20 protein-coding genes and 3 pseudogenes are annotated in these 26,415 nt (G+C 69.1%); 12 read left to right on the top strand and 11 right to left on the bottom strand.

Going from position 1 to position 26,415, the window contains the following annotated elements; translation table 11 throughout:
* Positions 1-11: 11 nt before the first annotated feature.
* The 4 genes and pseudogenes from AB0C46_RS06660 to AB0C46_RS06645 all read right to left on the bottom strand — a co-directional run.
* Positions 12-641: pseudogene (locus AB0C46_RS06660) on the bottom strand (histidine phosphatase family protein); the annotation flags it as partial.
* A gap of 126 nt (positions 642-767) precedes the next feature.
* The gene (locus tag AB0C46_RS06655; protein ID WP_362826203.1) at positions 768-1,649 is read right to left on the bottom strand and encodes an LLM class F420-dependent oxidoreductase; all 882 of its coding nucleotides are present in this window, start codon (positions 1,647-1,649) and stop codon (positions 768-770) included.
* A 320-nt stretch (positions 1,650-1,969) separates the two neighbouring features.
* The gene (locus tag AB0C46_RS06650) at positions 1,970-3,118 is read right to left on the bottom strand and encodes a DUF475 domain-containing protein (RefSeq protein ID WP_362826202.1); all 1,149 of its coding nucleotides are present in this window, start codon (positions 3,116-3,118) and stop codon (positions 1,970-1,972) included.
* 48 nt (positions 3,119-3,166) lie between these two features.
* Positions 3,167-3,496: pseudogene (locus tag AB0C46_RS06645) on the bottom strand (TerD family protein); the annotation flags it as partial.
* 475 nt (positions 3,497-3,971) lie between these two features.
* On the opposite strand from AB0C46_RS06645, the pseudogene AB0C46_RS06640 reads away from it, so the two are divergent.
* From AB0C46_RS06640 to AB0C46_RS06610, 7 genes and pseudogenes are all read left to right on the top strand, one after another.
* Positions 3,972-4,070, top strand: a pseudogene (locus AB0C46_RS06640) (LacI family DNA-binding transcriptional regulator); the annotation flags it as partial.
* A 240-nt stretch (positions 4,071-4,310) separates the two neighbouring features.
* The gene (locus tag AB0C46_RS06635; RefSeq protein ID WP_362826201.1) at positions 4,311-5,555 is read left to right on the top strand and encodes an extracellular solute-binding protein; all 1,245 of its coding nucleotides are present in this window, start codon (positions 4,311-4,313) and stop codon (positions 5,553-5,555) included.
* 22 nt (positions 5,556-5,577) lie between these two features.
* Complete coding sequence (locus AB0C46_RS06630) at positions 5,578-6,585, top strand: sugar ABC transporter permease (RefSeq protein WP_362826200.1); 1,008 nt, start codon at positions 5,578-5,580, stop codon at positions 6,583-6,585.
* A 110-nt stretch (positions 6,586-6,695) separates the two neighbouring features.
* The gene (locus tag AB0C46_RS06625; RefSeq protein ID WP_362826438.1) at positions 6,696-7,466 is read left to right on the top strand and encodes a carbohydrate ABC transporter permease; all 771 of its coding nucleotides are present in this window, start codon (positions 6,696-6,698) and stop codon (positions 7,464-7,466) included.
* A gap of 72 nt (positions 7,467-7,538) precedes the next feature.
* Positions 7,539-9,605, top strand: a complete 2,067-nt coding sequence (locus AB0C46_RS06620; RefSeq protein ID WP_362826199.1) for a TIM-barrel domain-containing protein — start codon at positions 7,539-7,541, stop codon at positions 9,603-9,605.
* Between the two features lie 340 nt (positions 9,606-9,945).
* Entirely contained in the window at positions 9,946-12,396 is a 2,451-nt protein-coding gene (locus AB0C46_RS06615; protein ID WP_362826198.1) for a SpoIIE family protein phosphatase, read from the top strand.
* On the top strand, positions 12,393-13,364 hold the full coding sequence (locus tag AB0C46_RS06610) for a substrate-binding domain-containing protein (protein WP_362826197.1): 972 nt from the start codon (positions 12,393-12,395) through the stop codon (positions 13,362-13,364). Before AB0C46_RS06615 ends, AB0C46_RS06610 begins: the two co-directional genes overlap by 4 nt.
* Before the next feature lie 273 nt (positions 13,365-13,637).
* Here the strand turns inward: AB0C46_RS06610 and AB0C46_RS06605 are convergent, their stop codons facing one another.
* On the bottom strand, positions 13,638-14,285 hold the full coding sequence (locus AB0C46_RS06605) for a response regulator transcription factor (protein WP_362826195.1): 648 nt from the start codon (positions 14,283-14,285) through the stop codon (positions 13,638-13,640).
* Positions 14,282-15,436, bottom strand: coding sequence for a histidine kinase (locus AB0C46_RS06600; protein ID WP_362826194.1), 1,155 nt, complete (start codon positions 15,434-15,436; stop codon positions 14,282-14,284). The genes AB0C46_RS06605 and AB0C46_RS06600 overlap by 4 nt, the downstream gene beginning before the upstream one ends.
* A 222-nt stretch (positions 15,437-15,658) precedes the next feature.
* On the opposite strand from AB0C46_RS06600, the gene AB0C46_RS06595 reads away from it, so the two are divergent.
* Both AB0C46_RS06595 and AB0C46_RS06590 read left to right on the top strand, forming a co-directional pair.
* Entirely contained in the window at positions 15,659-16,402 is a 744-nt protein-coding gene (locus tag AB0C46_RS06595) for an ABC transporter ATP-binding protein (protein WP_362826193.1), read from the top strand.
* A complete protein-coding gene (locus tag AB0C46_RS06590) occupies positions 16,402-18,915 on the top strand; it encodes an ABC transporter permease (protein WP_362826191.1) in 2,514 nt (837 codons plus the stop codon). Before AB0C46_RS06595 ends, AB0C46_RS06590 begins: the two co-directional genes overlap by 1 nt.
* A gap of 160 nt (positions 18,916-19,075) precedes the next feature.
* Here AB0C46_RS06590 and AB0C46_RS06585 read toward each other — a convergent pair whose 3' ends face one another.
* The gene (locus AB0C46_RS06585) at positions 19,076-20,584 is read right to left on the bottom strand and encodes an APC family permease (protein WP_362826190.1); all 1,509 of its coding nucleotides are present in this window, start codon (positions 20,582-20,584) and stop codon (positions 19,076-19,078) included.
* Between the two features lie 210 nt (positions 20,585-20,794).
* A complete protein-coding gene (locus tag AB0C46_RS06580) occupies positions 20,795-21,421 on the bottom strand; it encodes a YigZ family protein (RefSeq protein WP_362826188.1) in 627 nt (208 codons plus the stop codon).
* 263 nt (positions 21,422-21,684) lie between these two features.
* Between AB0C46_RS06580 and AB0C46_RS06575 the strand changes: the two genes are divergently transcribed.
* Both AB0C46_RS06575 and AB0C46_RS06570 read left to right on the top strand, forming a co-directional pair.
* A complete protein-coding gene (locus tag AB0C46_RS06575; protein ID WP_362826187.1) occupies positions 21,685-22,467 on the top strand; it encodes a type VII secretion system-associated protein in 783 nt (260 codons plus the stop codon).
* Between the two features lie 191 nt (positions 22,468-22,658).
* On the top strand, positions 22,659-23,066 hold the full coding sequence (locus tag AB0C46_RS06570; RefSeq protein ID WP_362826186.1) for a CoA-binding protein: 408 nt from the start codon (positions 22,659-22,661) through the stop codon (positions 23,064-23,066).
* Between the two features lie 309 nt (positions 23,067-23,375).
* Here AB0C46_RS06570 and AB0C46_RS06565 read toward each other — a convergent pair whose 3' ends face one another.
* Together AB0C46_RS06565 and AB0C46_RS06560 are read right to left on the bottom strand one after the other, a co-directional pair.
* Entirely contained in the window at positions 23,376-23,933 is a 558-nt protein-coding gene (locus AB0C46_RS06565; protein WP_362826185.1) for a YbaK/EbsC family protein, read from the bottom strand.
* 43 nt (positions 23,934-23,976) lie between these two features.
* Positions 23,977-24,549 (bottom strand): XRE family transcriptional regulator, encoded by a 573-nt coding sequence (locus AB0C46_RS06560; protein WP_362826184.1) that lies wholly within the window; start codon positions 24,547-24,549, stop codon positions 23,977-23,979.
* 105 nt (positions 24,550-24,654) lie between these two features.
* Here AB0C46_RS06560 and AB0C46_RS06555 point away from each other — a divergent pair, with 105 nt between their 5' ends.
* On the top strand, positions 24,655-25,524 hold the full coding sequence (locus AB0C46_RS06555; protein WP_362826183.1) for a DMT family transporter: 870 nt from the start codon (positions 24,655-24,657) through the stop codon (positions 25,522-25,524).
* Between the two features lie 41 nt (positions 25,525-25,565).
* Here AB0C46_RS06555 and AB0C46_RS06550 read toward each other — a convergent pair whose 3' ends face one another.
* A complete protein-coding gene (locus AB0C46_RS06550) occupies positions 25,566-26,330 on the bottom strand; it encodes an acyltransferase (protein WP_362826182.1) in 765 nt (254 codons plus the stop codon).
* Between the last annotated feature and the right edge of the window lie 85 nt (positions 26,331-26,415).

The following is a 26,415-nucleotide window of genomic DNA, read 5'->3' as shown; positions in this document are numbered from 1 at the left end:
GGCTGCCGAGGTCAGCGGTGGTCCGCCAAGTGCGATGTGTCGTTCAGCAATTGCACCGACGCATTCCCCTTCCCGTCATAGGCCACGGCCGACAGCGAGGCCGCCGACAGCTCCATCCGGAACAGCGACACGGGCGGCGCGCCCAGCGCCAGCCGAACCAGCGTCCGCAACACCCCGACATGCGAAACGACCAACACCGTCTGCCCCTCGTACCGCGCAAGGAGCCGGTCCCGCGAGAGCGCGGCCCGGCGTGCAACCGCGGTGAATGTCTCCCCGGTTCCGCCCGGCACCGCCGCCGGAGAAGCGAGCCACGCTGCCATGTCGTCCGGGTAGCGCTCGCGCACCTCGGCGAACGTAAGTCCCTCCCAGACACCGAAATCCGCCTCACTGAGCCCTTCGTCGGCTCGGACGTCCAGGCCCAGCCGTCGTGCCACCGTCTCGGCCGTCTGCTGGGCCCGGCGCAGCGGTGAGGACACCACCGCCTGCACCGCGCCGCGTGCCACGAGCATCCTCGCGGCGGCCTCGGCCTGCCGCCGCCCGGCCTCCGACAGCGCCGGATCGGAGCCGCCGCTGCCGGACAACCGCTTCTCCGGTGTCAATGCCGTCTCACCGTGGCGTAGCAGCAAAAGGGTCGTGGGGCTTTCCTGGGCGGCCGGCGCGAGATTCGCGCCGGCCGCTCCACGACTGGTTCTGGGGCCGATGCGAATCGGGCCACCCCTTTCGATCACAGCCCCCGTCGTCGGCGGCATTGTGGCGAAGTGCGTAATTCAGCGCAGCGCGGCGATGACCGGCGCGAAGTTCTCCATGTTGTATTCCATCACCGTGAAGTAGGTGAAGCCGTAGCGTTCGCGGCGTTCCTTGAGTTGTTGCGCCATCTCCGCTGGGGTTCCGATCAACACGCTGGGCAGCTCCTCGGGGCTGTGCGCGGCGTCGGGCGGCAGCGGCGCGAACCGGTCAGGTATTGCGGAGCGTTCGGCGGGCGGAATCACCTGCTGCACCAGGATATTCAGCTCCACAGCGTCGGCGCGGTCGCCGAGTAGGCCGCGCACGTAGGTGACCCGTTCCTCCATCTGCGCGATTCCGGCCAGATGGAGTGCATCACCGGTGGTGCTCGCCCAGCCTCCGGGGAAGGCGATGATGTCGGCGTGCGCGGCGGCCAGCCGCAGCAGCCGGTCGCCCCAGCCCGCAATCAGCATGGGTGGCCCGGATGGTTGGGCTGGACGCGGCTGAAATTCTGTGTCCTGAAACAGACGACGCAACGTGGTGACCGTCTGTTCCAGCTGTTCGACCCGCCTTCCGCCGCTGGGGAACGGTATCCCCGCGGTGTCGAACTCGGTCTTCACGTAGCCCGCGCCGAGCCCGAGTTCCATACGCCCGTCGACGAATTGGTCGGTGCTCGCCACGTCACGCGCGAGAAGGACGGGGTTGTAGAACGGTGTGTTCAACACGAACGTACTCAGCCGTACCCGTTCGGTCGTTTCGGCTGCGAGCACAATCGCCGGAAACGGCGCGGAGAATTCCAGGTGATCGGCCACTCCGATGACATCAAAACCGAGTTCCTCGGCTCTGCGGCACTTCGCTCTCCACTCGCGTCGCGAACCGGGAACGTACATGTTGACACCGAAACGGAAGGGGCGCTGTAAAGGCATTATTCCTGTATACCGCACGATGATTCTCCCGTCATCCCGCTGGCTGGGACGACATCCTCTCCATCAGTTGCCCATTGAGGGCCAGGACGATCGCGGCCTGGCTGGGTGGCCCGGTGGAGACGGTGCGGGGCCGACTGCGGCGGTGCGAAGGCAAGTTGGCCGGCCGGTCGCGCCCGGCGGGAGCACATCGACGCCGACGGCGGGCCGGTGCGGATCAGCCGTTACACGCTGGACCGCTGGATTGGAGTGGCACCAGGGCGGGTTCGATGCCCTGGTGCCCTCCCTGGCGTCGGCCCTGCGGCCCGCGCCGGCCGTCCGGCTCAGACGCCGGAAGAGACCTCGGCCTTCTCGTTGGCGTCCATGTCCTGTCCCTCGGCCGCGGCCAGCCTGCGGTTGCGCCGGACCGAGGAGAAGAAGGACCAGGCGATCAGGACGATGCCGACGAGGCCCGTGATGACCTCGTGAATCTCGTACTGGATGGTGATGAGCAGGATCACGGCGAGAGCGCCGATCGCGTAGTGGGCGCCGTGCTCCAGGTAGACGTAGTCGTCGAGGGTGCCCTGGCGGACCAGATAGACCGTGAGCGAGCGGACGTACATCGCGCCGATGCCGAGGCCGAGCGCCATCAGGACGATGTCGTTGGTGATCGCGAAGGCGCCGATGACGCCGTCGAAGGAGAAGGACGCGTCCAGGACCTCCAGGTAGAGGAACAAAAAGAACGCGGCCTTGCCGGCCATCACGACCGCCGGGACCTTCTTGCCGCTTCGCTTGGCCTCTTCCTCGGCCTCCTGCTCGCGCTCCTCCTCTTCCTCGAGCTTGTTCTCGAAGTAGCCGGAGAGGCCGCCGACGATCAGGTAGGTGATCAAGCCCGCGACGCCGGCGATCAGGACGGTCTCGCCCTTGTCCACATGGATGCCGCCGTGCTGGTGGGCGTTGGTGGCGAAGGTCATCGCGGTGACGAGCAGCACGATGAGCGCGATGCAGACGGAGAGCATGTCGACCTTGCCGAGCTTGGCGAGCGGACGCTCCAGCCAGCCGAGCCACTTGATCTCCCGCTCCTCGAAGATGAAGTCGAGGAAGATCATCAACAGGAACATGCCACCGAAGGCGGCGATCGACGGGTGGGCGTCGGTCACCAGCTGCTGGTACTTGTCCTTGTCGTCGAGCGCGAGCTGTACCGCCTCAATCGGACCGATCTTGGCGCTGATGGCGACGATCACGACCGGGAAGACCAGGCGCATGCCGAAGACCGCGATCAGGACGCCGATGGTGAGGAAGGTCTTCTGCCAGAAGGCATTCATCTTCTTCAGGATCCCGGCGTTGACCACGGCGTTGTCGAAGGACACCGAGATCTCGAGGATCGACAGGATCGCCACGATCCCGAAGCCGGTCCACCCCCCGTAGAACACCGCCGCGACCAGGCCGAGCGCGGTGACCGCGAACGACCAGCCGAACGTTTTCAAAAGCACTGGCTACCCAATCGTTTTGTACGGGGCTCCCCCGCGCCGTACCTGGCTTTACGAAACATTGACCCCGCAGTCTAAAGCGTTGCCTCGCAGCCCCGACACATACCCCGGGCCAACGGCGCGGAACTTCCATTCGCCGCCGTGCCGTTGGACCTCGCCGAAGATCATCGCGGTCTCCGCGGAAGCGACTTCGCTGAGGTCATAGCGGTGAGCTCCTGGCCGTCGGCCTGGTTGACCACGCGGATGAACCCGTTGCTGACCTGGCCGAAAGTCTGCCCGCGATGGTCGGCGTCGTGGATCGAGACCGGGAAGGCGATCCCTGTCGCAGGTGGCGGGCACCTTGGAGAGGTCGGTGAGGGCCGACTCATCGTCCTGCTCGCCACGCTGGCCCGTCCGCCCGCCGGCATTGCAGGCGCCCTCCGGTCCGGCTCCCCTTCCCCGCCCTGGCCCGGCCTGGCCTGGCCTGCAGCGCCGTGCCACATCACCCGCCTCCCCCGGTGCCATGAGACCGGCTGCGCCTCGCGCTCCCGCCCCGTCCCGGGACCGGCCAGGAGCGCGAGGCCGGCACGTTCGCCGTGGCAGGCGAGGACGGCGCTTCACACCCGATTATCAAGCGGCCCGCCACCGGCCTGAGAAACATCCACCGCTTGCTGAAGTAAAGCCGGACGATCGCGTGATCCTCTGCGGTTTACAGATCTGACGGAAAGCCAGTTTAATATGCCTTTCGCGAAAATGTAGCCAATTCCTTGACTTGCCCGGCAAGGCGTGCTTGTAATGCCTGCCGAAGCGGTCCGCGGACCGGTTGTCGAATGGTTCGACAATGGGGTCGAGTGCCCGCCGGCCCGGGAGGCGAGCGGTGAACATCAGCGAAATCGCCGAGCGGGCAGGCGCGTCCCGCAGCACGGTGTCCTACGTGCTCAGTGGCGAGCGCCCCGCGTCGGACGAGGTCAGAGCTTGAGTCGAGCAGGTCATCTCGAAGTCGGAATGCCGTCCCCGTGTCACCTCTTCGCACTGCCTCATGGCTCCACGAACTCTGCGCCACAAGCCCGGCATACCCAGGAGCCGTGTCTGCTGATGATCTGCTGCGGATTTGCGGTCTTTCGCATTCCGATCCGTGCCTGCCTCTCCGCACGTCGGCAGAAGGCCTGGGCCGCGCATATCAGTGCCTGCGCACCGTTTTCTCCCTGGAGCCGCCATGCGCACCTCTGTTGAATGCCGTCGCACCCGGCCAATCGGGGCTTTGGCGGCGACGGTCACCGCAGCCGGTCTGCTGCTGACTGCCTGCGATGGCGATGGCTCGCCGCGCAGGCCCACAGAAAGCGGCAAGATCACTCTGACCGAAATGGACTATTATAGCGCTGAACCCGGGCGCAGTGCCCTGGCCAAGCAGCTCACCCGGTGCGGAAAGCTGGCGGGGGTCACCATCAAGCGGCAGATTGTGCCGGAGCTGCGCACCAAAGTGCTCCAGTTGGCGAACAGCCGGGCGCTACCGGACCTGATTCTCCTGGACAATCCTGACCTGCAGCAGCTCGCCGCCACGGGAGCGCTCGCCGACCTCGGCGCGGCCGGTGTGAAGACCGACGGACTGTATCCGAACATCGTCGCCGCGGGTAAATACCGGGGTAAGCAGTACGGTGTGGCGCCCGGTGTGAACCAGTTGGCGCTCTACTACAACACGTCGATGCTTGAGAAGGCGGGCGTCAAGCCGCCTGCCACGTGGGATGAGTTGCGCATCGCGGCCAAGAAGCTGACTCAGGGCGACCAGGTGCACGGAATCGGCTTTGCCGTGCCGGCCACCGAAGAAGGCAGTTTCCAGTTCGAGTCCTTCTTCTTCAGCGCTGGCGCCTCCCTGAAGAAGCTCGATTCACCGGAGGCTGTGTCGGCGCTGAGCCTCCTGAAGGACCTGGTCTCCTCCGGTTCGGCACCCAGGGACGTGCTCAGCTGGAATCAGATGAATGTCGGGGAGCAATTCGCAAACGGTTCGCTGGCTATGATGATCAATGGTCCCTGGGAGCTGCCCCTGCTACGAAAGGCAGGCATGAAGGATTTCGGCATCGCGCCGGTTCCCGCCCCGGCCGGGGGCACCTCCTCCGGTGCGCTCGGCGGTGAGGTGTGGGCGGCCGGCAGCAGCGGGGACAAGGCTCGCAAGGCAGCCGAGGTCATCAAGTGCATGGTGTCGAAGGGAAACAGTCTGGAGTGGGCCAAGCTCACCAATTACGTGCCGTCCGACCCGAAGGTGGCCGCGGAATTCAGTGCCGCTGTGCCCGCGGTGAAGACATTCGTGGAGACCATCGGAAGCGCCAAGAGCCGCACCGCGGAAGTCGGGCCGGATTATCCGAAGTACTCGCAGGCGCTGTGGACCGCGGTGCAGGCAGCATTGTCAGGGAGCAAGTCGCCCAGCGCGGCGCTGGCTGACGCACAGAAGCAGGCGAGGCAATGAGCACCGAGCCGCTGACCCGTGGGTGGTACCCGCCGACGGCCACCCTCCCGGAAAGGTAGCCGTGGTTCCGGCATTGCCCAAGAACTCGGCGGCGGCCGTCGGCCGCAAAAGGCCGTCGCCACGCCGCTCCGTGGCTCCGGCGGCTCGCAGCCGACGGCTCGGGATCGGGTTCATCGTGCCGGTCGTCGTGTTCGTCGCGGTGTTCTACCTCTATCCTCTGGCCCGCAATGTGGTGCTGTCCTTCCAGGACTACGACATCAATTCCCTTTACAGCGGCAACGCCCCGTTCATCGGCCTCGGCAACTATCGCCGGCTGCTGAGCACCCCTGCCTTTGCCACTGCCGTCGTCAACACCGTGGTTTTTGTTGCGGGCTCGCTCTTCTTCCAGTTCACGATCGGCCTGGGACTCGCGGAGTTCTTTCGCCACTCGTTCCCGCTCGGCCCGCTGTTGCGGTCGCTCGTGCTGATCCCCTGGCTCCTCCCCCTGGTCGTCGCCGGCACGTTGTTCCGGTGGCTGCTCGACACCAGCAACGGCGTCGTCAACCAGATCCTGCTCACCCTTCATCTGGTCCAGGACCCGGTGCCGTGGCTCAACACCCCCCACACCGCGATGGCTGCCGTGCTGATCTGCAACATCTGGGTGGGTGTGCCGTTCAACATGGTGATCCTCCACAGCGGGCTGCAGGCCATCCCGGCAGAGCTGTATGAAGCGGCTTCCCTGGACGGCGCCGGCCGTTGGCAGCAGTTCCGCTATGTCACACTGCCCCAGATCAGACCCGTGATCGGCATCGTCGTGACGCTCGGCCTGATCTACACGCTCAAGGTCTTCGACGTGATCTGGGTGATGACCAAGGGCGGCCCGGCAAACGCCACCCACACGATCACCACCTACGCCTACCAGCTGTCCTTCGGCGGGCTCTCGGAGTTCGGCCTCGGAGCAGCCGCGGGTGATCTGCTCATCATCGTCGCCGCCGTCATCGCCCTGCTGTACCTGCGCGCGCTGCGCGCTGATCCCGGAGCCCGCGCGTGACCGCCGCCCGCGCTGCTCGGAGCCGGCCCGCCGCGGTCCGTGGCGGACGGAGTCGGGCAGCCGTACCCACCTGGGCGAAATCCGCGTTCGGTGTCGCCGTCGTGGCCGTCATGCTGTTCCCGCTGTACTGGATGGTGAACGCCTCCTTCCAGACCAATCAGCAGTTGGCCCGGCCGTCACCACACTGGCTGCCCCTCGGCGGCACACTCAGCGGCTACCGGGACGCGCTGTCCCAGCAGGGGGGCCATCTGCTGGCATCCCTGATCATCGCCGCCGGCGCCACGGTCCTGACGCTGGCCCTGGCTGCGCCGGCGGCCTACGCGCTGGCGCAGCTGCGCTCCCCGGGCGGCCGGACGCTACTGAGCGTGCTGCTGGTCGTCCAACTCGTGCCCGGCATCGTCATGGCCAACGCTCTGTACCAAATCTTCGCCTCCGTCCAGATCCTCAACTCGGCCCTGGCGTTGATCCTGGCCGACGCCACGCTTGCCGTCCCCTTCGCCGTGCTCATCCTGCGGGCCTTTATGACCGCCATCCCCCGGTCCCTGCTGGAGGCAGCGGCATTGGACGGTGCAGGCGCGGTGCGCACCTTTTGGCAGATCGTGCTTCCCATATCCCGCAACGCACTGATCACATCAGGCCTTTTCGCGTTCCTCTTCGCATGGGGCGACTTCCTGTTCGCCGCCACGCTCAATCTCAACACCACCACGTGGAAGCCGATCACGCTGGGTCTGTACGACTACATCGGTGCCGGCACCAATGTCACCACGTGGAACTCGGTGATGGCCACTGCTGTCATCGCTTCCCTGCCCGCCGCGCTGCTTCTGACCATTGCCCAGCGGCACATCGCTGCCGGACTCACCAATGAAGCGGTCAGGGACTGACTGCGCCGCAAGCCGCCACTCGTGCCCTGCACTGCCATTGGCCTGTACCACAGGCCCGTAGAAAGGAGCAGCGTGTCTCCGTCCGACGGCACAAGGCCCGCCCCCTCCGCCTCCACCTCCGACGCAGCCGGGAACGACTCCCGGCCTCCCGCCTCCTCCCCTCCGGCCGTCCGTCTTGAGTTCAGTGACGCCGAGCACGTACTGCGGGTGGAGCCCTGGGGAGCCGACAGTGTCCGGGTGCGGTCGGCCCGGCACCGTGTGCGCGACGACCTGCCGGGAGCCTTGAGTGCGCCCCCTGCCGCCGTGGCCGCAGAGTTGGGCGTGGGTCCCCACGGCGGCCGGATGCTCACCGTCGGGCGACTGCAGGTAGAACTCTCTCCCCAGGGCCACCTGCGTTTCGCGCGCACACAGGACGGAACCGAGCTGCTGCGCGAATCCGTCGGTCACTTCGCCTGGCCCGGTCCACGCCAGTTCACACCGGTCGGCGAGGGCCGCTATCAGCTGGAACAGCGCTTCGCCGCTTATGACGGTGAACAGTTCTTCGGTCTGGGCCAGCACTCCCACGGGCGCCTCGACCACAAACACATGGTGATCGACCTGGTGCAGCGCAATGGGGAGGTCACCATCCCCTTCACCCTCTCCTCCCGAGGCTACGGTCTGCTGTGGAACCTGCCCGCCGTCGGACGGGTGGAGTTGGCCGCCAACCAGACCCGCTGGGTCGCCGATGCCGCCGATCAGATCGACTACTGGATCACCACCGCTCCGACTCCCGCCGGCATCATGGCCCACTATGCCGATGCCACCGGGCACGCTCCCGTGCTGCCGGAATGGGCCCTGGGCTTGTGGCAGTCCCGCCTGCGTTACCGGACACAGGAGGAACTGCTGGGCGTCGCTCGCGAATACCGACGCCGGGGTCTTCCGCTGTCGGTCATCGCCGTGGACTTCTTCCACTGGCCGCATCTGGGCGACTGGCGCTTCGATGCTGCCGACTGGCCCGACCCGGCCGGCATGGTGGCGGAATTGGAGAGCATGGGCGTACGGACGCTGGTGTCCGTGTGGCCGTCCGTGAGCGTCATGAGCGAGAACTACCCGCACATGCGGGATGAGCGGCTGCTGCTGGGAACGGAGCACGGCCAGCCGTTCCAACATGTCTTCCCCGACAGCCAGGGCGACGACAAGCCCCTGCCCGTGGTGTTCTACGACCCCACCGACGAGCGGGCTCGCGACTACATCTGGAGCCGCGTCAAGCGCAATTACTACGACCTCGGCTTCCGGCTGTGGTGGCTGGACGCCTGCGAACCAGAGATGTACCCCGAACAATTCGGCAACCTGCGTTACGCGGCGGGGCCCGGCCGGGCGGTGGCCAACTTGTATCCGCGCGAACATGTGCGCGGCTTTTTCGAGCATATGCGTGCCGAAGGTGAAGACGTTCCCGTCAGCCTGGTGCGCTCCGCCTGGGCCGGCAGCCAGGCCTACGCGGCGGCTCTGTGGTCGGGTGACATCCCGGCCACCTTCGAGGCACTCGCGGCGCAGGTGCGCGCGGGGCTGAGCGCGGGCCTGAGCGGCATTCCGTGGTGGACCACCGACATCGGCGGTTTCCACGGTGGTGACCCGGACGACCCCGATTACCGGGAGTTGCTCATCCGCTGGTTCCAGTTCGCCGTCTTCTGTCCGCTGCTGCGGATGCACGGCCACCGTGAACCGCGGGACGCCATCGCTGCCGGCCGAACCGGGGGACCCAACGAACTGTGGTCGTACGGGCAGGAGGCCTACCGGATCCTGACCCGGCAGCTGCGGCTACGCCAGGACCTTCGTGCGTATCTTCACCGTCAGATGGCCTCCGCAGCAGACTGCGGTGCACCGGTCATCCGGCCGCTGTTCTTCGACTTTCCCGGCGACCCGGCCGCGTGGACGGTCGAGGACCAGTTCCTGTGCGGCCCGGACCTGCTGATCTCCCCCGTGACCCGACTCGGCGAACGGCGCCGTCAGGTCTACCTGCCGGCCGGTGCCGACTGGATGGCCGCCGCCACAGGAACTGTCCATGGCGGCGGCCAGACCACCACAGCTGACGCTCCACTGGAATGCATCCCCGTCTTCGTACGTCGCGGGTCCACCCTGGAGGTGAGTTTTCCGGGCTGATAAGGGGGCCACCGCAGAGTCACCAGGTCGTCGGTCGCACAGCCGCACTCGGCTGTGCACACTCCCGAGCGGCCGGGTCCCGCGGATGGATCTTCTGCCGACCCTCCGCACAGCCGACGACGCCGGTTCTGACCGTGTCCATCGTGTCCGCGGACGACGATTCCGACCAGATCTGCCTTGATCGTCAGTGCAGGTTGTTCGAATCTTTTCCCGCAGGCACTATGGGACTGTGAGTAATGGCGCTCGGATGAATTGAGTAGGAATGGCCATTCCTTTGGGGGAAACTGGTCACTCTGGGTGGTCGATCGATGTCCCCATGGCCATCATCAGCGTGGGGGGCATGGTCACAGGGTGGAGTGAGGGGGGTCGGAGACTGCTGGGCTATCGCCCCCCGGAGGTTGTCGGACACCCGGTCTCGGACCTCCTGATCAACGGGGAGTTCCCCGAGGTGGCCGGGCTCGGCCTGATCGAAGCCCGGGAATGGAGCGGCCCAGCGGCGGTCCGGCACCGGGATGGCCACCGCGTCGATCTGACCCTGCGCCTTCATCCGTCATGGTGTGACGACGGAACGGCCCAGGCGTTCGTCGTGACCGCCACCGCGGGTGCGGACGAGGCGGAGTATGACCGACTGATGGTGGAGTGGGCGTTCGCCCAGTCCTCCGTTGCACTCTCCACCTACAGCACCACCTCACGCTCATGGCAGTGGAACGCGGTCGCACACGGGGGCGAACAGCCCTCGCCGACAGGGCACATGCCGGGCCGGCCAGCCGGCGGCGAGGGGGCGCAGACGGCCGCCGGGCAAGCGGGAGCTGTCGAATCCAGGCAGGGGCAGGGGCAGGGGCAAGGGCAGGCGGCTGAAGCGGGCATGTGGTCCTACTCGGACCTGCTGGACGGAGGCCACTCCGACGAGGCATTTCTGCGATGCGTCCGCCGGGTCGCCGAGGAGGCCAAGCCAAGTCGCTATGAGCACCTTGCGCCAGCTACACCTTCCGCTCACCGGCGCGCCTGGACCATCGAGATGTGGCCCGTCCGCAGCCCCGACACCGGCCAGGTGGCCGGAGTCGGGGCCGCAGCGTTCGACAGTACCGAGCAGGCTGCCGCACGGCAGCGCCTGGCCCTGCTGAACGAAGCGGGCAACCGTATCGGAACCACCCTGAATGCAAGGCGCACGGTTGAGGAACTCGCCCACCTGGCCGTTCCGCGGTTCGCCGACTCCGTCAGTGTGGACCTGCTCGACTCCGTGGCCCGGGGGAAGGAACCGCCGCCCGGTCCGGTCGACACCGACGTGGTGTTGCGCCGGGTCGCGCACCAGACCGCCGACGGGGTGCCCGAACCCGACACCGAGATCGGCGAGGCCGACACCTATCCTCCGCGCTCACCCCCGGCATGCGCCCTGACAAGCGGTCGAACGGTGCTGTGCGGAGCAGATGACCCCGACTTCACCCGGTGGGTCGCCGCCGGCGTGGGGGGACCCGCCCGCATGGAGGAGCACGGATTCCACTCGATCATGGCTACCCCGCTACGAGCGCGGGGCTTGACCCTCGGCGTCGTGGTCTTCGCCCGCGCAGAAGGCTCGAAACCCTTCGAGCCGGATGATCTGATCCTCGCCGAGGAGCTCGCAAGCCGGGCGGCCGGCAGTGTGGACAACGCGGGCCGTTTCGCCCGGGAACGCGCCCATGCCCTGACCCTCCAGCGCAGTCTGTTGCCCCGTCACTTCCCCCGGCAGGCGGCCGTCGAGGTGGCGCACCGCTATCTGCCGATCGGCAGGGGGGCAGAAGTGGGCGGCGACTGGTTCGATGTGGTCCCCCTGTCGGGCACTCGCGTCGCCCTGGTCGTCGGCGACGTGGTCGGCCACGGCATCCACGCCTCGGCCGCCATGGGGCGACTGCGTACAGCGGTGCGCACACTCGCCGGAGTCGACCTGCCTCCGGACGAGCTGCTCACCCACCTCGACGAACTGGTCACCCACCTGACCTCGGACAACGACGTTCGGAACGAGCCCGACCCGGGCCAGACCGGCGCGACCTGCCTCTACGCGGTCTACGACCCGGTCTCCCGCATCTGCACCATGGCCAGCGCCGGCCATGTCCCACCCGTCGTGCTGTTCCCCGACGGCACGGCCAGAGTGGTCCAGCTCACCCCTGGGCCGATTCTGGGAGTCGGCGGCCTGCCTTTCGAACCCACCGAGCTGGAACTGCCCGAGGGAAGCCTGCTCTCCCTCTACACCGACGGCCTGATTGAAGCCCGCGGCCACGATCTCGGTGTCGGCCTTGAACGACTCTGCGGAGCCCTGGCTTCCGCCGAGCCCTCGCTGGATGTCACCTGCGACATCATCCTCAGAGCCCTGCTGCCCGAGAGCCCCGTCGACGACGTGGCTCTGCTCCTGGCGCGCACCCGTGCCCTGCACACCGATCAGGTCGCCGCCTGGTCGCTGCCGTCAGATCCGGCAATCGTGGCCGATGCCCGTGCACAGGCCTCCCGTCAGCTGGCGACCTGGGGGCTCGCCGACGCAGCATCCATCACCGAGCTGGTGGTGAGCGAGCTGGTCACCAATGCCATCCGCTACGGGGACGCCCCCATCGGACTACGGCTGATCCGGGACCGGACCCTGATCTGCGAGGTCTCCGACGCCAGCAGCACCTCACCCCATCTACGCCGTGCCCGCACCTACGACGAAGGGGGACGAGGACTGCACATGGTGACCCAGCTCACCGAAGGCTGGGGCACCCGCCAGACCCCCACCGGCAAGACCATCTGGGCCGAACAACGTCTCCCAGCCGACGGACCATGACCGAGCGCACAGTCAACCTGACAACAGGACGCGGCGCCCAGGCCCAGAGTGGTACTGCGGCCCGCGACCTGACACACACGCTCGCACTGCTCTACCCGCCGTCCGGCGCCAACCGGGACTACCCGGCGGTGCAGCTCGCCTTCGTCGGAGGGGTGGCGGAAACCGCCACCACGTACGGCTATGACCTGCTGCTCACACCGTGTAAGTCGGGGAAGGATCCCTCGTTCCGGCGGATGGTCAGTGAACGGCGCGTGGACGGCGTGATCGTGATGGAGGTCCGCCGGGAGGACGACCGTATCCAGCATCTTGCGGAAGCGGCCTTCCCCTTCGTCGCCATCGGCCGGAACAGCAGAACTGACGGGGTCGGCTGGGTCGATCTCGACTTCGCCGGCCTGGCAGGCGGATGCGTTCGGCACCTGACCGACCTGGGCCACCGCCGGATCGCCTTCGTCAACAAGTCGGAGCAGATCGTCGACAGCGGGTACGGGTACGCGCTGCTCGGGAGCGAGGGCTACACCGGGGCGATGAGGGAGATGGACCTGACCGCGCGTTCGTACCCCAGTGGCGACGATGTCACGGCCGGGGAGGACGTCGTGGAACGGATCTTGCAGGACGACCCGGCCACCACTTCCCTCGTCGTCATGAACGAAGCGGCCCTGGAGGGCATCTACCGCGGGCTGACCCGTCACGGCCGCAGCGTACCGCGCGACTTCTCGGTCGTCGGCGTGGCAGCCAGCCGCTGGGCGGAACAGGTGAGCCCGCCGCTGACCGCGGCCGAGATACCCGCCAAGGAGATGAGCCGGATCGGCGTCGACCTGATGGTGGAGCGGCTCACCTCGCCTGCCTCGTCACCCCGGCATATCCTGCTGAAACCGCTGATCACTCTGCGCGCCAGCACCGGTCCCTGCAGGCCGGTTCTCGATTCGGAGCCGGAGCTGGAGGCGGAATTCCCTGACCTGGACTTCTGACCCTCCCGCCGTCCGGCTGCGACCATGTGACCGGCAGGGGCTGTGCTCCCTCTCGTGATTGAGGGAGCACCGCAGCGAGTTCGAGCGCCTGGTCCGTGATCGGCTCGGGACAGGGCTCTGTCGTCACCCTCCCGTCGTCCGCCCGAAGGACGGGCTCCGCGGTGTCTGGCCTGTGTCGCGGAAACGGCGCGCCCTGTCTCCTACCGAGCTCCCACGGCGCCCCGGCTCGACGGCTCGACGGCTCGACGGCTCGACGGCTCGACGGCTCGACCACTACGCCATGCCCGCGTCACGCACCAGCAGTGCCATCTGGACCCGGTTGGACAGACCCAGTTTGGCGAGCGCTCGGCTGACATGGGCCTTCACGGTGCCTTCGCCCATGGCCAGTTCGCGTCCGATCTCGGCGTTGGACAGCCCTCTGGCCACGGCCCGTACCACATCGCCCTCACGGTCGGTCAGCACCGAAAGCCGCTGACGTGCCTCGGTGGCGCCCTCCGACGCCAGTCCGGCGAAGGTGTCGATCAGCCGCTTGGTGACCTTCGGCGTCAGCATGGCGCTCCCCTCGGCGACCGTACGGACGGCGTCGGCCAGATCCCGCGGGGAGGTGTCCTTGAGGAGAAAGCCGGCTGCGCCGTTGCGCAGGGCGGTGTGCACGTAGTCGTCGAGGTCGAAGGTGGTCAGCATGATCACCTTGGGGCCGCCGGTCGCCCGCCGCAGCTCTTTGAGGGCGGTCAGCCCGTCCATGCCCGCCATCCTGACGTCCATCAGCACGACGTCGGGGCGGTGTTGGGCGGCCTCGGTGATCGCCGCACTGCCGTCGCTCGCCTCGGCCACCACCTCGATCCCCTCGGCCGGTTCCAGGATCATGCGCAGGCCGGCCCGGACCAGGGCTTCGTCGTCGACCAACAGGACTCGGATCACGCGCGTTCCTCCAGGGCGGGCAGAGCGAAGGGAAATCGGGCCGATACGGTGAATCCGCCGCCGTGACACGGCTGGGCGGCGAATACCCCGTCGAGCAGTTCGACCCGCTCCCGCAGGCCTACGAGTCCCGTGCCGCTGCCCGGCAGTGACTCGGCGGGAGCTTTCGGGGCCGTGTTGGACACGACGACTTCCAGGTCCGACTCGCGGTAGCGCACGGCGACTTCGGCGTGAGCCGTACCTGCATGCTTGTGGACATTGGTGAGGGCCTCCTGCACGACGCGGTACGCGGCATGTTCCAGCAGGGTCGGCAGCCGTTGCGGTGTGCCCTCGTCGTGCCGCTCCACGGAGACCCCCGCGGCGCGCGACTGGTCGAGCAACCGGTCGAGATCCACCAGGGTCGGCTGCGGTCCGAGGCTGGGCCCGCCACCGTCACTCGCGCTCTTGAGCACCCCGATGACTTCCCTGAGCTGCGTGAGCGCTTCTCTGCCCGTGGTGCGGATGAGTTCCGCCGCGGCGGCGGTCTCCTCGTCCTTGGCGTTGACCTCCAGCGCCCCCGCGTGCAGCACCATGAGCGACACCCGGTGCGCGACGACGTCATGCATGTCCCGGGCGATTCGGGCCCGTTCCTGTGTGCGTGCCTGCTCGGCGCGGGCGGTTTGCTCCCGCTCGCGTTGTGCGGCGCGTTCTTCGAGCCCGTCGATCACCTCGCGGCGGGCCCTGCTCCACAGGCCGAGTGTGGCGGGGAGCCAGACGAACAGCACCGCACCGCCGAGCGACGGGAGCAGGTCGCCCCCGGTCAGGCCCGGCACCCCGATGGCCACACCGGTGGCCGTCGGCAGCAGGGCGAGGACTCCGGCACCCACGAGGTACCGGACCAGATTCCGCTGTCTGCTGTACGTGCGGGCCGCGACGTACGACCCGACGCCCAGCGGTACCCAGTCCGACAGCAGCATCCAGGCCACTGCTCCGATGATGATCACCGGCCATCGCCGGCGCCGGAGCATCAGGACGGCGGTCGCGGACGCCACCGCGATCACCGCCGAGAGCAGCTGGCCGGCCAGCGGCATCACGCCCCACTCGGCCAGCACATGAGGAACCGGGCGGGCATCGTGCGGCAGGAAGACACTCACCGCGACCACGGCCGACAGCAAGGCGAGTCCCCATCGGTCCCCTGAGCGTCGCAGGCGCTGATGAAGCGCACTTTCCCTACGTTGTGTCACGAATCGAGCCTAGTTGGTCACGGTCGGCTCGGCTTCTGCCGTTCGACTGCCGTGGACCCGACTTAAGTTGAGAGCGGTCTCAACTTAAGTCATGGATATTTCTTGCCTTTTGGGCGACGTCGGGGGGTGGTTCGCGCTCACACACTTCCCTCCATGACACAGACAACAGCTGCCGTCCGAGCCACCGGACTCGCCAAACGCTACGGATCGGGTGACTCCCGCGTGGTCGCGCTCGCCGGAGTCGATGTGGAGTTCCGGCGGGGTGAGTTCACCGCGATCATGGGGCCGTCCGGCTCCGGTAAATCGACGCTGATGCACTGCGTCGCGGGGCTCGACCACGCGGATGAGGGGAAAGTGTGGATCGGGGACACCGAGTTGACCGGTCTGCGCGACAACGCGCTCACCCGTCTGCGCCGTGACCGTGTCGGTTTCGTCTTCCAGGCTTTCAACCTTCTCCCCACGCTCACCGCCCTCGAGAACATCACGCTCCCCTTCGATCTGGCCGGCCGCAAGCACGACCAGGACACCGTGCACAAGGTCATCGCAGCGCTGAATCTGCAGAGCCGGCTGCACCACCGTCCCAGCCAGCTGTCCGGCGGCCAGCAGCAGCGCGTGGCCTGCGCCAGGGCACTGGTCACCCGGCCCGAGGTGGTGTTCGCCGACGAGCCGACCGGCGCACTGGACTCCGCCGCCTCCGCGGAGCTGCTCGGCTTTCTGCGCCGCAGTGTCGACGCGCTCGGCCGGACGGTGGCGATGGTGACGCACGATCCGAGTGCCGCCGCCTACGCGGACCGGGTCCTTTTCCTCAAGGACGGCCATCTCGTGGACGAGCTCCGGGCTCCGGCCGCCGACAGCGTGTTGGAGCGCATGAAGTCCTTCGAGAAGGCGGCCGCCTGATGCTGAAGGCAATGCTGCGCGACCTGCTCGCGCACAAGGGCCGGGTGGTGATGACGCTCGTCGCCATCGCGCTCGGTGTGACGGCGACGGTCGGAAGCTGGGTGGTGAGCGACTCCATCGCCACCACCCTCGCGGGCCAGGAGCCCCGCAACGACGTAGGTGTCTCGGTGCAGAGCCCCGGGAAGGAGCCGCTGCTCACGTCGGCGGACCGGGACCGGCTGGCCCGGACGCCCGGCGTCGGGCGCGCCGAGGGCGTGATCGTCGGCCGCGCCGGGCTGATCGGCCGGGACCACAAGTTCGTCAGGACAACCACGGTCCTGGACCGGGCCGGCACGAACTGGAGCAACGACAAGCGCTTCACCGTCGAGGCGGGCAAGGCACCCACCGGTCCGGGCCAGGTCGCGCTCCACAAGGCCGATGCCGACTCCGCCGGTATCGCGGTGGGCGATACCGCCCATGTGCTGCTGGCCGACGGACATTCCGACACGGCCGAGGTGACAGCGCTGTTCACGTACCACCGTCTGGGCCCCAGGGCCACGACGGACGCGAACGAGGCATCCGACGCGGTGCCGGTCGTGGCCTACGACACGGCGACCGCCGCGAAGTTACTCGGTCCGCGCTTTCACCGCATCGAGCTGATCCCCGCGTCCGGTGCGCACCCCGGCGCCCTCAAGGCGGCCGCACAGAAGGGTGTGTCCGACGAGTACCACGTCGAGACGGGCCGTGCACTGGCCCACGCTGCCGTTCAGCAGTCGGACTCCGAGGCACAGGACCTCCGGATGACGATGCTGCCCTTCGCGGCGGTCGCGCTCCTGGTCGGCATGTTCGTCATCGCCAACACCTTCACCCTGCTGGTGGGCCGGCGGACCCGGCAGTTCGCCCTGCTGAGGGCCGTCGGTGCCCGCAAGGGCCAGGTCCGGGCCGGGATCATCGTCGAGGCCGGTGTGCTCGGACTGGCCGGCGGCACCATCGGCACGCTGGCCGGTGTGGCACTGGGCCCCTCGATGATTTCGGTGATGCGTCCGGAGGACGACGTCGACCTCACCGTCAGCCCGGTGGCCGTCCTGCTCGGATACGGCGTCGCCCTGCTGGTAACCGTAGGGGCCGCGTACCGCTCCGCGCGGCGGGCCGCGGCGGTCCCGCCGGTCGCCGCACTCCGCACCGCCGAGACCGTTCCCCGCGAGACGAAGCGGACCCGCAACTTCACCGGTCTCGGCTGCCTCGTCGTCGGCCTCGTGATGGTGGCCGTGACGGCGGACCCCAGTGCGTCCAACCTCGGGCGCATCATCGGGCTCGTGGGGGCGGTCCTCGGCGTCATCGGCGTGATCGTGCTCGCGCCCTTCTTCGCGGAGGCGCTGCTCCGGCCGCTGATGCGGCTGCTCGGAGCGCGGTCGGGACCGGCGGTCCGGCTCGGTCTGCGCAACGCTGCGGGCGATCCGCGACGGACCTCGGGTACAGCGACCGCCCTCACCGTCGGACTGGCTCTGGTCTGCGCGTTCGCCACGCTCAGCGCGTCCTTCTCCGCGCTGATCGCCTCGACGACCCGGGCGAATGTGCCGACCACGACCACGGTCCTGCAGTCCGCGGCCGGGGGCGAGTCCTCACTCACCCCCGCTGAGGCCGACAAGGTCCGGGAGCTGCCCGGGGTCACCCAGGTAGCCGGGAGCCGCGATGTGCTGGTCGGGCTGGCCTACAAGGGCGGCAGGACCGAGCGCCGGATCTCCGCCATCGAACCGGCGGGCCTGAAGGGCGTGCTGACCCCTCACCTCACCACCGGGAGCCCCGACCTGAGACGCGGCGTAGTCATCTCACAGAACCAGGCCGACATGATGGACCTGGGTATGAACGACAGGATCACCCTGCATCTGGATGCCAAGACCTCCGTCACCCAGACCGTGGTGGGGATCTACGACGCCACCGAACTGCAGGCCAGCATCTTCCTGGACGTCAGCAAGGCACCCGGGTCACTGCAGAAGCAGATCACCACCCTGTACGCCTCCGGCCCCGACCCGGACACGGCGCGGGAGAGCATACGGGCGGCCTTCCGCGACCGCCCGGACGTGTCCGTCGGCAGTCGTGAGACGTTGGTCCAACAGGGCGTCGATCAGCAGTCACTGGCCTTCACCCTGATGTACGCGATGTTCGGCGTGGCGATCCTGATCGCTGTGTCCGGTGTCGTCAACACCTTGGTGCTCTCGGTCATGGAGCGCACCCGTGAGATCGGAGTGATCCGCGCGGTGGGCGCCACCCGGCTCCTGGTCCACCGGACCATCAGGGTGGAGAGCATCGTGATCTCGCTCTTCGGTGCCCTGCTCGGGGTGGTCGCCGGTGTCCCTGCGGGCGCCGTCATGCAACACGCCATGTTCGGGCAGCGGTTGGGGGACTTCTCGCTGCCCACCGGGATCCTCGGTCTGTCCCTGGTCGGCATCACCATCGTGGCAGTGCTGGCCGCGATATGGCCGGCCCGCCGGGCGGCCCGTACGGACATGCTGGCGGCGATCGCCGGCGCATAGCGTCGAGCGGGCAGACGGCGGGCAGAGCAGTATCGCCGTCGAGCGACGGGAGGGGGACGGCGTGGGGGCCCGGGGAGGCGGGTGTCGGACCCGAAGCCGGTGGTGCGCACATCAGCAGCTTCGGTACGCAAGGGGTGCGCCCCCCGGCGAAAAGCAGGCGTCAGCCGGGGTCGGTGGCCCCGACCGCCGTCCCCCCGGCGCCCTTCTCCTGCCCGTCTCCCCCGGCCCGCCCGGTGTCCGGACCGGAGCTCTGCAGATGCTCCTCCGTGATCCGCTTCGGCCCGAACGGCCACTCCTTCTCGTAACGTGCCCACGCCAGAAAGGCCACGACGCCCGCCCCGACCCACGCCAGCGACCATTCGATGGGGTGCCTGCCGGGCGCGTTCCGGTCCGCATAGCCGTAGATCACCAGCCAGCCGGTGAGCGCCACGATGCTCGGCAGCGGGTAGAGCCACATCCGGTAGGGGCGGTGCAGTCCCGGCTGCCGGCGGCGCAGCACGGTCACCGCCGCGACCTGGGCCAGCGCCTGCACGATCACCATCACGGTGGTCAGCAGCTGGATGATGGTGGCCAGGTCGGTCTGCCGCCCGATGAGGAAGCCCGCGGCCATCACGGTCCCCATGGTGAGCAGGCCGAGTACGGGGAACCGGTGCCGCGGGTGGAGCGTGCCGTACGGGCGGAAGAAGACCCGCTCGCGGGCGGCGTCGTAGGGAACCCGGGAGCCGCCGAGGAGGCCGGTGAAGACGGAGGCGACGGCGGTGATGAGGATGAGCACCGTGACGGCGTCGGCGGCGCTCCTGCCCCAGGCCTTCTCCAGCACGGCGGAGGCGACGGACGAGGACGCCGTCGAGTGCGGGTCGAGCATGTCCTGCCAGTTGACGATGCCCAGAGTGCCGATCTGCAGCAGCAGATAGATCGTCATGATGCCGAGGATCGAGGAGAGGATGGCACGCGGGATGGTGCGGCCGGGCTGTCGGATCTCGGCGCCCATGTAGGCGATGGTGTTGTAGCCCAGGTAGTCGTAGATGCCGATGGTCAGTCCGGCCGCAAAACCGGTCCAGAAGTGGCTTGTCGTCAGCTCGAAGGCGTGCGCGGGGTAGGTGAAGGCGCGCTCCGGGCTGAAGTGGGTGAAGGCGGCGACGATGACCAGCAGGACCGAGGTGATCATCACCGTCCACAGGACGACGGTGAGCTTGGCGATGTTCTCCACCCGCCGCCACAGCAGCACGACGATGCCCACGGTGACAGCGATGCCGACGAGGTCACCCTGCCCCGGTGTCATGTCCGGCCAGAGGTAGCCGAGGTACTGCACAAAGCCGATCACGCCCGTGGACATGCCGAGCGGGATGAAGAGCATGGCCGTCCAGACGAACAGAAACGGCATCAGCTTGCCGGTGCGGTACTGGAACGCCTGCCGCAGATAGACATAGCTGCCGCCGGTGCCGGGCAGCGACGCGCCCAGCTCGGCCCAGATCAGCCCGTCGGCGAGCGCCAGGACCGCGCCCGCGAGAAACCCGGTCACGGCCTGCGGCCCGCCGAACGCGGCGACCATCAGCGGGATGGTCACGAAGGGACCGATGCCGCACATCTGGCTCATGTTGATGGCGGTGGCCTGGAACAAGCCGATGCGCCGGACGAATCCCACCCGCTCATCGAGGAGTTCAGGCATGCGGCAGCCCTTCTCGTGCCGGCGCGCACACCGGTCAGCGGTCCGTTGTCACCGCGTCACAGGCTGACATGACCCGGGTGTCGGCGCACCGGTCGGTACCGGACTTTCCGGTGCGGCCGGCAGGCGCTCCCCGGGGCGCCCCGGCGGTTCCGCGTCAGCGCACCCGGCCCTTACGGGCGTCGGCAGCGCCTGCGCCGGGGCGGCCGACCGTCAGAGGTCCCCGTACGCCTCGCCGCCGAGCTCCAGCCGCGCCGTGCCGGCCGTGGTGTCCGCGAGCCAGCCGCGAAAGGCGTCCAGATCGGCCTCCGGCAGCCCGATCTCGATGTGTACCTCCGCCCCGTACGTCACCTCACGCACCGCCCGCCCCGTGGTGCGCAGGTCGTTCTCCACCCGTCCCGCCCGCTGGTGGTCGACGGTGACCGTCACCAGCCGGAAGCGCTGCCGGGTGACCGTGCCCAGCGTGTCCAGCGCCTCGCCGACGACGCCTCCGTACGCGCGGATGAGGCCGCCGGCACCGAGCTTGACCCCGCCGAAGTAGCGGGTGACGACGGCGACGACGTAGCGGACCTCGCGGCGCACCAGCATCTGCAGCATCGGGACGCCCGCGGTGCCGCCCGGCTCACCGTCGTCGCTCGCCTTCTGGATACCGCCGTCGGCGCCCAGGACGTAGGCGAAGCAGTGGTGGCGGGCGGTGGGGTGCTCCTTGCGGATGCGCGCGATGAAGTCCTGGGCCTCGGCCTCGCTCGCGACCGGCGCGAGCGCGCACAGGAAGCGGGACTTGTTGATCTCGATCTCGTGGACGCCCTCGCGCGCGAGCGTGCGGTACTGCTCCTGCATCGGACCAGCCTATGCGGCCCCGGTGGCCTGCGGACACCGGCCGGTGCCGGTGGCCCGCGCCGCGCTGAGGTGTCCGCCGTACGGGCGCGGGGGTCCGCCGTACGGGCGCAGTGCGCACGGCCACGCGGCGTACCCACCCCGTCCGCACGGTGCGTCGGGGAGACGTCCGCGCCGCCCGTGGGCACTGTGAGGCCAGTGCGAGAGCCTCGTGTTTCCGGGGCCCCGCTCGTACACGTAGGAACGGCGGGTTTGCGGAGGGCTGCATGGAAGAGAGCACACAGTCGGCGATGACGGCGGGCGTTCCCGTGACGGGCGAGGAGATGCCCGAGCCCCCGCCGGAGGTCATCGAGGCGGCACGGAAGGCGCCCGACCACTGGCTGGCCATGGTGGATCTGACCTGGCAGGGAGAGGGGCCACCACCACTCTGGGCGCTGATCGGCCAGTGGCGCTCGGGCCCGACGGGCGAGATCGAGGAGTGGCGGGACAATCCGGAGTACCGGCCGTCGCCCCAGATGCTGGACTGGTCCGAACCGGCGGATGCGGTCGACTGCGCACTGCAGCTCGCCGCGACCGGCTACGGGCCGGGACAGGACGTCTCCGAGGCGCTGGCGCGCGCGGAGGTCTCCGTCCTGGTCACCGCGACCGGTACGCCACTGGCGGCCGCCTCGCCCGAGGGCACGCCGGTGATCCCGGTCTACACCTCGCAGAGCTACCTCGAATCGGTGGGCCGGCTGCTGTACGACCGTCGGCCGGTGGCCGAACTCGTCGAGCAGCTGCCGCCGGGGCATGCCCTGTATCTCAACCCGACCGGGCCGGTGAGCATGCTCGTGGACACCGAGGAGCTGCGCTCGGCGCTGGCCGGGGTGTCCGGGTCGGAGGCGCGGGAACCGGCCGCGCCCGTGGCACCGCGTCCGGGGACCGGGGCCGGCGGGGCCGAGCCCGTCGGCAGCGGCCGGGCGATCGGCAAGCCGGCCCGCGCCGCGAAGGGCAGCACCGTGGTCGGTGCCGGGATGGCCGGCAGCGGAGTGGCCCGCGGCGCGAACTGAGCCGCCGCGCAGAGACCCGCCCCGCCCGTCTTCCCCTTCGGGCGGGGCGTCTGCCGTGCGGCACGGGGCGGCTGCCGCACACCCCGCGGCGTTCCCGTCACCCGCGGCGTTCCCGTCTCCCGCGACGGGAATCTCCGGGTCACGCCGTCCGTTGAGCGGCAGAGGACCCTTCCATCCGCAGGAGGCAGTGCGTGTACGGCGACCCCAGCACGATCCGCAGGATCCTGACCGAACTCGGCGACACCTGGGCCGTCGTGGGCCTGTCCAACAACGAGCAGCGCGCGGCGCACGGCGTCGCGGAGGTGCTGCAGCGCTACGGCAAGCGGATCGTGCCGGTGCACCCCAAGGCCGAGAGCGTCCATGGCGAGCAGGGCTACCCCTCGCTCTCCGCGATCCCCTTCCCGGTCGATGTGGTCGATGTCTTCGTCAACAGCGAGCTGGCGGGCCCGGTGGCCGATGAGGCCGTGTCGGTCGGGGCGAAGGCCGTCTGGTTCCAGCTCGGGGTCGTCGATGAGGCGGCCTGGAACCGGGTGCACGACTCCGGTCTCGACATGGTGATGGACCGCTGCCCGGCGATCGAGATACCTCGTCTGGGCTGAGCGGGGGGGGTGCGTGAGCATCCGCGCATGATCGGGACGAGAGCCGCTGTTCCCGCGGACTTCGTCGAGCTGGTGCCGTCGCGACATCCGACACTCCTCGCGATGAACGGGCCTGATGTTCCGGGGAGTTGGGGGCGAAAGCGTGGAGGTGGCGCGCATCGGCAGCCGACCGGGCCGGTGCTCAGGCGGGCCGGATTCGTGGTTCCCGGCGGCGGTGCCGGCGCGCGCCGCGTCCCACGGCGCGCGCCTTCGGGACGATCGAGGAACGGCTAGGTACCGGCCGCCCCTGATCCGCCGGACAGGCAGGCCCTAAGCGACCCCCAGCCCGTCCAGGACCGTCGCGCCGGGCAGTTCGGCGAGGGCCTTGCCGGGCACGATGAGCTTGCCGCGGCGGCTGCCGCTGCCGATCAGGGCGTACGGGGTATCGACGACGGCGGCGTCCACCAGCAGCGGCCAGTCGGCGGGCAGGCCGATCGGGGTGATCCCGCCGTACTCCATCCCGCTGTCCCCGACCGCCTTGTCCATCGGTGCGAACGACGCCTTACGTGCGCCCAGTTGGCGGCGGACCACGCCGTTGACATCGACGCGGGTGTGCGAGAGGACGACACAGGCGGCCAGGGTGGTCTCGCCGCCGCGTTTGCCGGCCACCACCACGCAGTTCGCCGACTGCTCCAGGAGCCAGGGGCCGTAGCGGTCGACGAGCAGCGCGGTGTCCGCGATCGCCGGATCCGTGTCGACGTGGCGCAGCTCCTCGACGGGGACGGATCCGCGCCAGGCACGGATCGCGGCGGCCACGGGCCCGGGCAGCAGGTCCAGGCGCTCGACGGCGGGCCGGACATCGTCAAAAGCATCCATCGGCACGGGCATACCGCCAAGCTAACAGTCGCTCCCGCGCGGGCGACGGGGCGTCTCAGCGGACGGGCGGGATGATCACCGACATGGTCATCTCGACCGGTTCCGTACCGTCGTTGCGGTAGCCGTGCGCGACCTTGGCCTCGAAGGTCGCCGAGGCACCGGCGGGCACCTCGTGCGCCGCGCCGTCCACGACCAGCGTCAGCGTGCCGGCCCGGACATGCAGCAGTTCGACGGTGCCGGGCGGGTGCGGATCGGAGCTGCTGCTGTCGCCCGGCATCAGCCGCCAGTCCCACAGTTCGTACGGTCCGGGTGCCTCGGCGCCCACGAGGAGCGAGGTGAAGCTGCCGGCTTCGGTGGACCACAGCCGGACCGCCTCTTCCGGGGCCACGATGCGCACCTGTGGGCCCTGTTCGTAGTCGAGGAGCGTGGTGATGCTGACGCCGAGCGCGTCGGCGATCTTGACAGTGGTTCCCACGCTGGGGTTCGTACGGGCCTGCTCGATCTGGATGATCATGCCGCGGCTGACGCCGGCGCGGGCCGCCAGCGCATCGAGGGTGAAACCGCGCTCGGCGCGCCAGTGCTTGAGATTGCGGGCGAGCGACTGCGTGAGCTGGTCGAGGTCCGTCACGGTCCGTCCAAGTCGAAGTCAATATATTCGATGCCCCAGTGCAGTCTGTTGCACTACGGTGTGGTGTACTTCAGCGTCCGGTTCACTGTACTGCGAGGTTTCACCATGACAGCGGTCTTCGCCCTGGCCACCAGCCTTCTGTGGGGGCTCGCCGACTTCGGCGGCGGACTGCTCACCCGACGGCTGCAGGCGCTGACCGTGGTGGTCGTCTCGCAGACCCTGGCCGCCGTCGTGCTGGGCGCCATCGTGCTGGCCACCGGTGGCTGGCGGGAGGCCGGACCGCAGCTGTGGTTCGCGGTCGGAGCAGGCGTCGTGGGGCCCGCCGCCATGCTCTGCTTCTACCGCGCCCTGGCGCTCGGCCCGATGGGCGTGGTCTCCCCGCTCGCCTCGTTCGGCACGGTGCTCGTACCGCTCGGCGTCGGGATCGTGGCGGGCGAACGGCCGGGACTGCTGCAGATCACCGGCATGCTGGTGGCCGTGATCGGCGTCGTGCTGGCCGGCGGCCCGCGGATCAGCGGCGCCTCCGTGGCCCGCCGGACGATTGTGCTGACGCTGATCTCGGCGCTCGGCTTCGGCGCGGTGATGGCGCTGATCTCGGAGGCGTCCACGACCGTGACCGGGCTCTTTCTCGCCCTGTTCGTCCAGCGGCTGTGCAATGTCGCCGTCGGCGGCGCCGCCCTGTACGCATCGGTGCGGCGCGGCACTCCCGCACTGCCCCAGGGCGGGCTCCCGGCCCTCCGGGATGCGCTGCCCGCACTCGGCTTCGTCGGTATCGCCGATGTCGCCGCGAACGGCACCTACGCCCTCGCCGCACAGAGCGGGCCGGTCACCATGGCGGCGGTGCTCGCCTCCCTCTACCCGGTCGTCACCTCGCTCGCCGCACTCGGCATCCTCAAGGAGCGGCTGCGGGCGATCCAGACGGCCGGCGCCTCCCTCGCACTGGTCGGTTCGGCCCTGCTCGCCTCCGGCGGCTGACAGCGGCGGACCGGCAGCGGCCCGACGCGCCTGACACCGGCTCAGGAGGTCTCGTACGCCTCCCCGGCCTCCTCCGCCTGCCAGGCCTCCAGCGCGACCAGCTGGTCCGGGGTGACACCCTCGGGGATCGGCACCGGCGCCGGGGTGCGCAGCGGCGGCTGCCAGCCCTGCCGGGGGTCCCAGCGGCGGACGATCCTGGCGGGCGCGCCGGCGACGACCGCATGGTCGGGGACCTCACCGCGGACCACGGCACCGGCCGCGACCACCACATTCCGGCCCAGCCGCGCCCCGGGCAGGATCACCGCACCGGTCCCGATCCAGCAGCCGGGGCCGATCGCGACCGGGTCGCTGCGCGGCCACTGCTTGCCGACCGGCACCTCGGGGTCGTCATAGCTGTGGTTGGTGGTGGTGACATAGACGCCGGGGCCAAAGAAACAGTCATCGCCGATCGTCAGCCGGACATCCGCGATCACATGGCTTCCGCGGCCCAGCACCACACCATTTCCCAGCGTGAGGATCGGCTCCTGGCCGAGGTCGAGGTCCGGCATCATGCCCGCCGTCATCGTGACGTCCTGGGCGATGATGCAGTGCTCGCCGAGCTCGATCCACGGGTCACCGAAGACCGTGCCCTGCGGGAAGGCGAGCCGGGTGCCGGTGCCGATCCGGCGGAAGCGGTACGGGCCCGGCCGCTCGGCCGTCACGGCCGCGGTCTCCCGCACCCAGCGCGCCCCACGGTGGACGACGCGCGACACGGCCCGGCGCCGCCAGGCCGCGACAGACGAGAACACGTTCTGGTTTATCGGCACTCGGACACCGTACTCAGCCTGCCCGGCGGCGGACCGCGCGCCGGGCTGTGATCTTCGCCCTACCGGCGGCCGGCCCTGCCCGGCG

Origin of the sequence: Streptomyces sp. NPDC048637, from assembly GCF_040650675.1 — a bacterium.
Taxonomy (GTDB): domain Bacteria; phylum Actinomycetota; class Actinomycetes; order Streptomycetales; family Streptomycetaceae; genus Streptomyces.
The sequence above is the reverse complement of the archived record's forward strand: the minus strand, read 5'-3'. Positions and strand labels throughout refer to the sequence as shown.

Bases quoted from the DNA above. Each gene is read 5' to 3' on its own strand.
- AB0C46_RS06625 (WP_362826438.1), top strand. From the start codon at position 6,696: ATGCTGTTCCCGCTGTACTGGATGGTGAACGCCTCCTTCCAGACCAAT.
- AB0C46_RS06585 (WP_362826190.1), bottom strand. From the start codon at position 20,584: ATGCCTGAACTCCTCGATGAGCGGGTGGGATTCGTCCGGCGCATCGGC.
- AB0C46_RS06595 (WP_362826193.1), top strand. From the start codon at position 15,659: ATGACACAGACAACAGCTGCCGTCCGAGCCACCGGACTCGCCAAACGC.
- AB0C46_RS06565 (WP_362826185.1), bottom strand. From the start codon at position 23,933: ATGCCCGTGCCGATGGATGCTTTTGACGATGTCCGGCCCGCCGTCGAG.
- AB0C46_RS06615 (WP_362826198.1), top strand. From the start codon at position 9,946: ATGGTCACAGGGTGGAGTGAGGGGGGTCGGAGACTGCTGGGCTATCGC.
- AB0C46_RS06610 (WP_362826197.1), top strand. From the start codon at position 12,393: ATGACCGAGCGCACAGTCAACCTGACAACAGGACGCGGCGCCCAGGCC.
- AB0C46_RS06580 (WP_362826188.1), bottom strand. From the start codon at position 21,421: ATGCAGGAGCAGTACCGCACGCTCGCGCGCGAGGGCGTCCACGAGATC.
- AB0C46_RS06575 (WP_362826187.1), top strand. From the start codon at position 21,685: ATGGAAGAGAGCACACAGTCGGCGATGACGGCGGGCGTTCCCGTGACG.
- AB0C46_RS06590 (WP_362826191.1), top strand. From the start codon at position 16,402: ATGCTGAAGGCAATGCTGCGCGACCTGCTCGCGCACAAGGGCCGGGTG.
- AB0C46_RS06655 (WP_362826203.1), bottom strand. From the start codon at position 1,649: ATGCCTTTACAGCGCCCCTTCCGTTTCGGTGTCAACATGTACGTTCCC.
- AB0C46_RS06555 (WP_362826183.1), top strand. From the start codon at position 24,655: ATGACAGCGGTCTTCGCCCTGGCCACCAGCCTTCTGTGGGGGCTCGCC.
- AB0C46_RS06635 (WP_362826201.1), top strand. From the start codon at position 4,311: ATGCGCACCTCTGTTGAATGCCGTCGCACCCGGCCAATCGGGGCTTTG.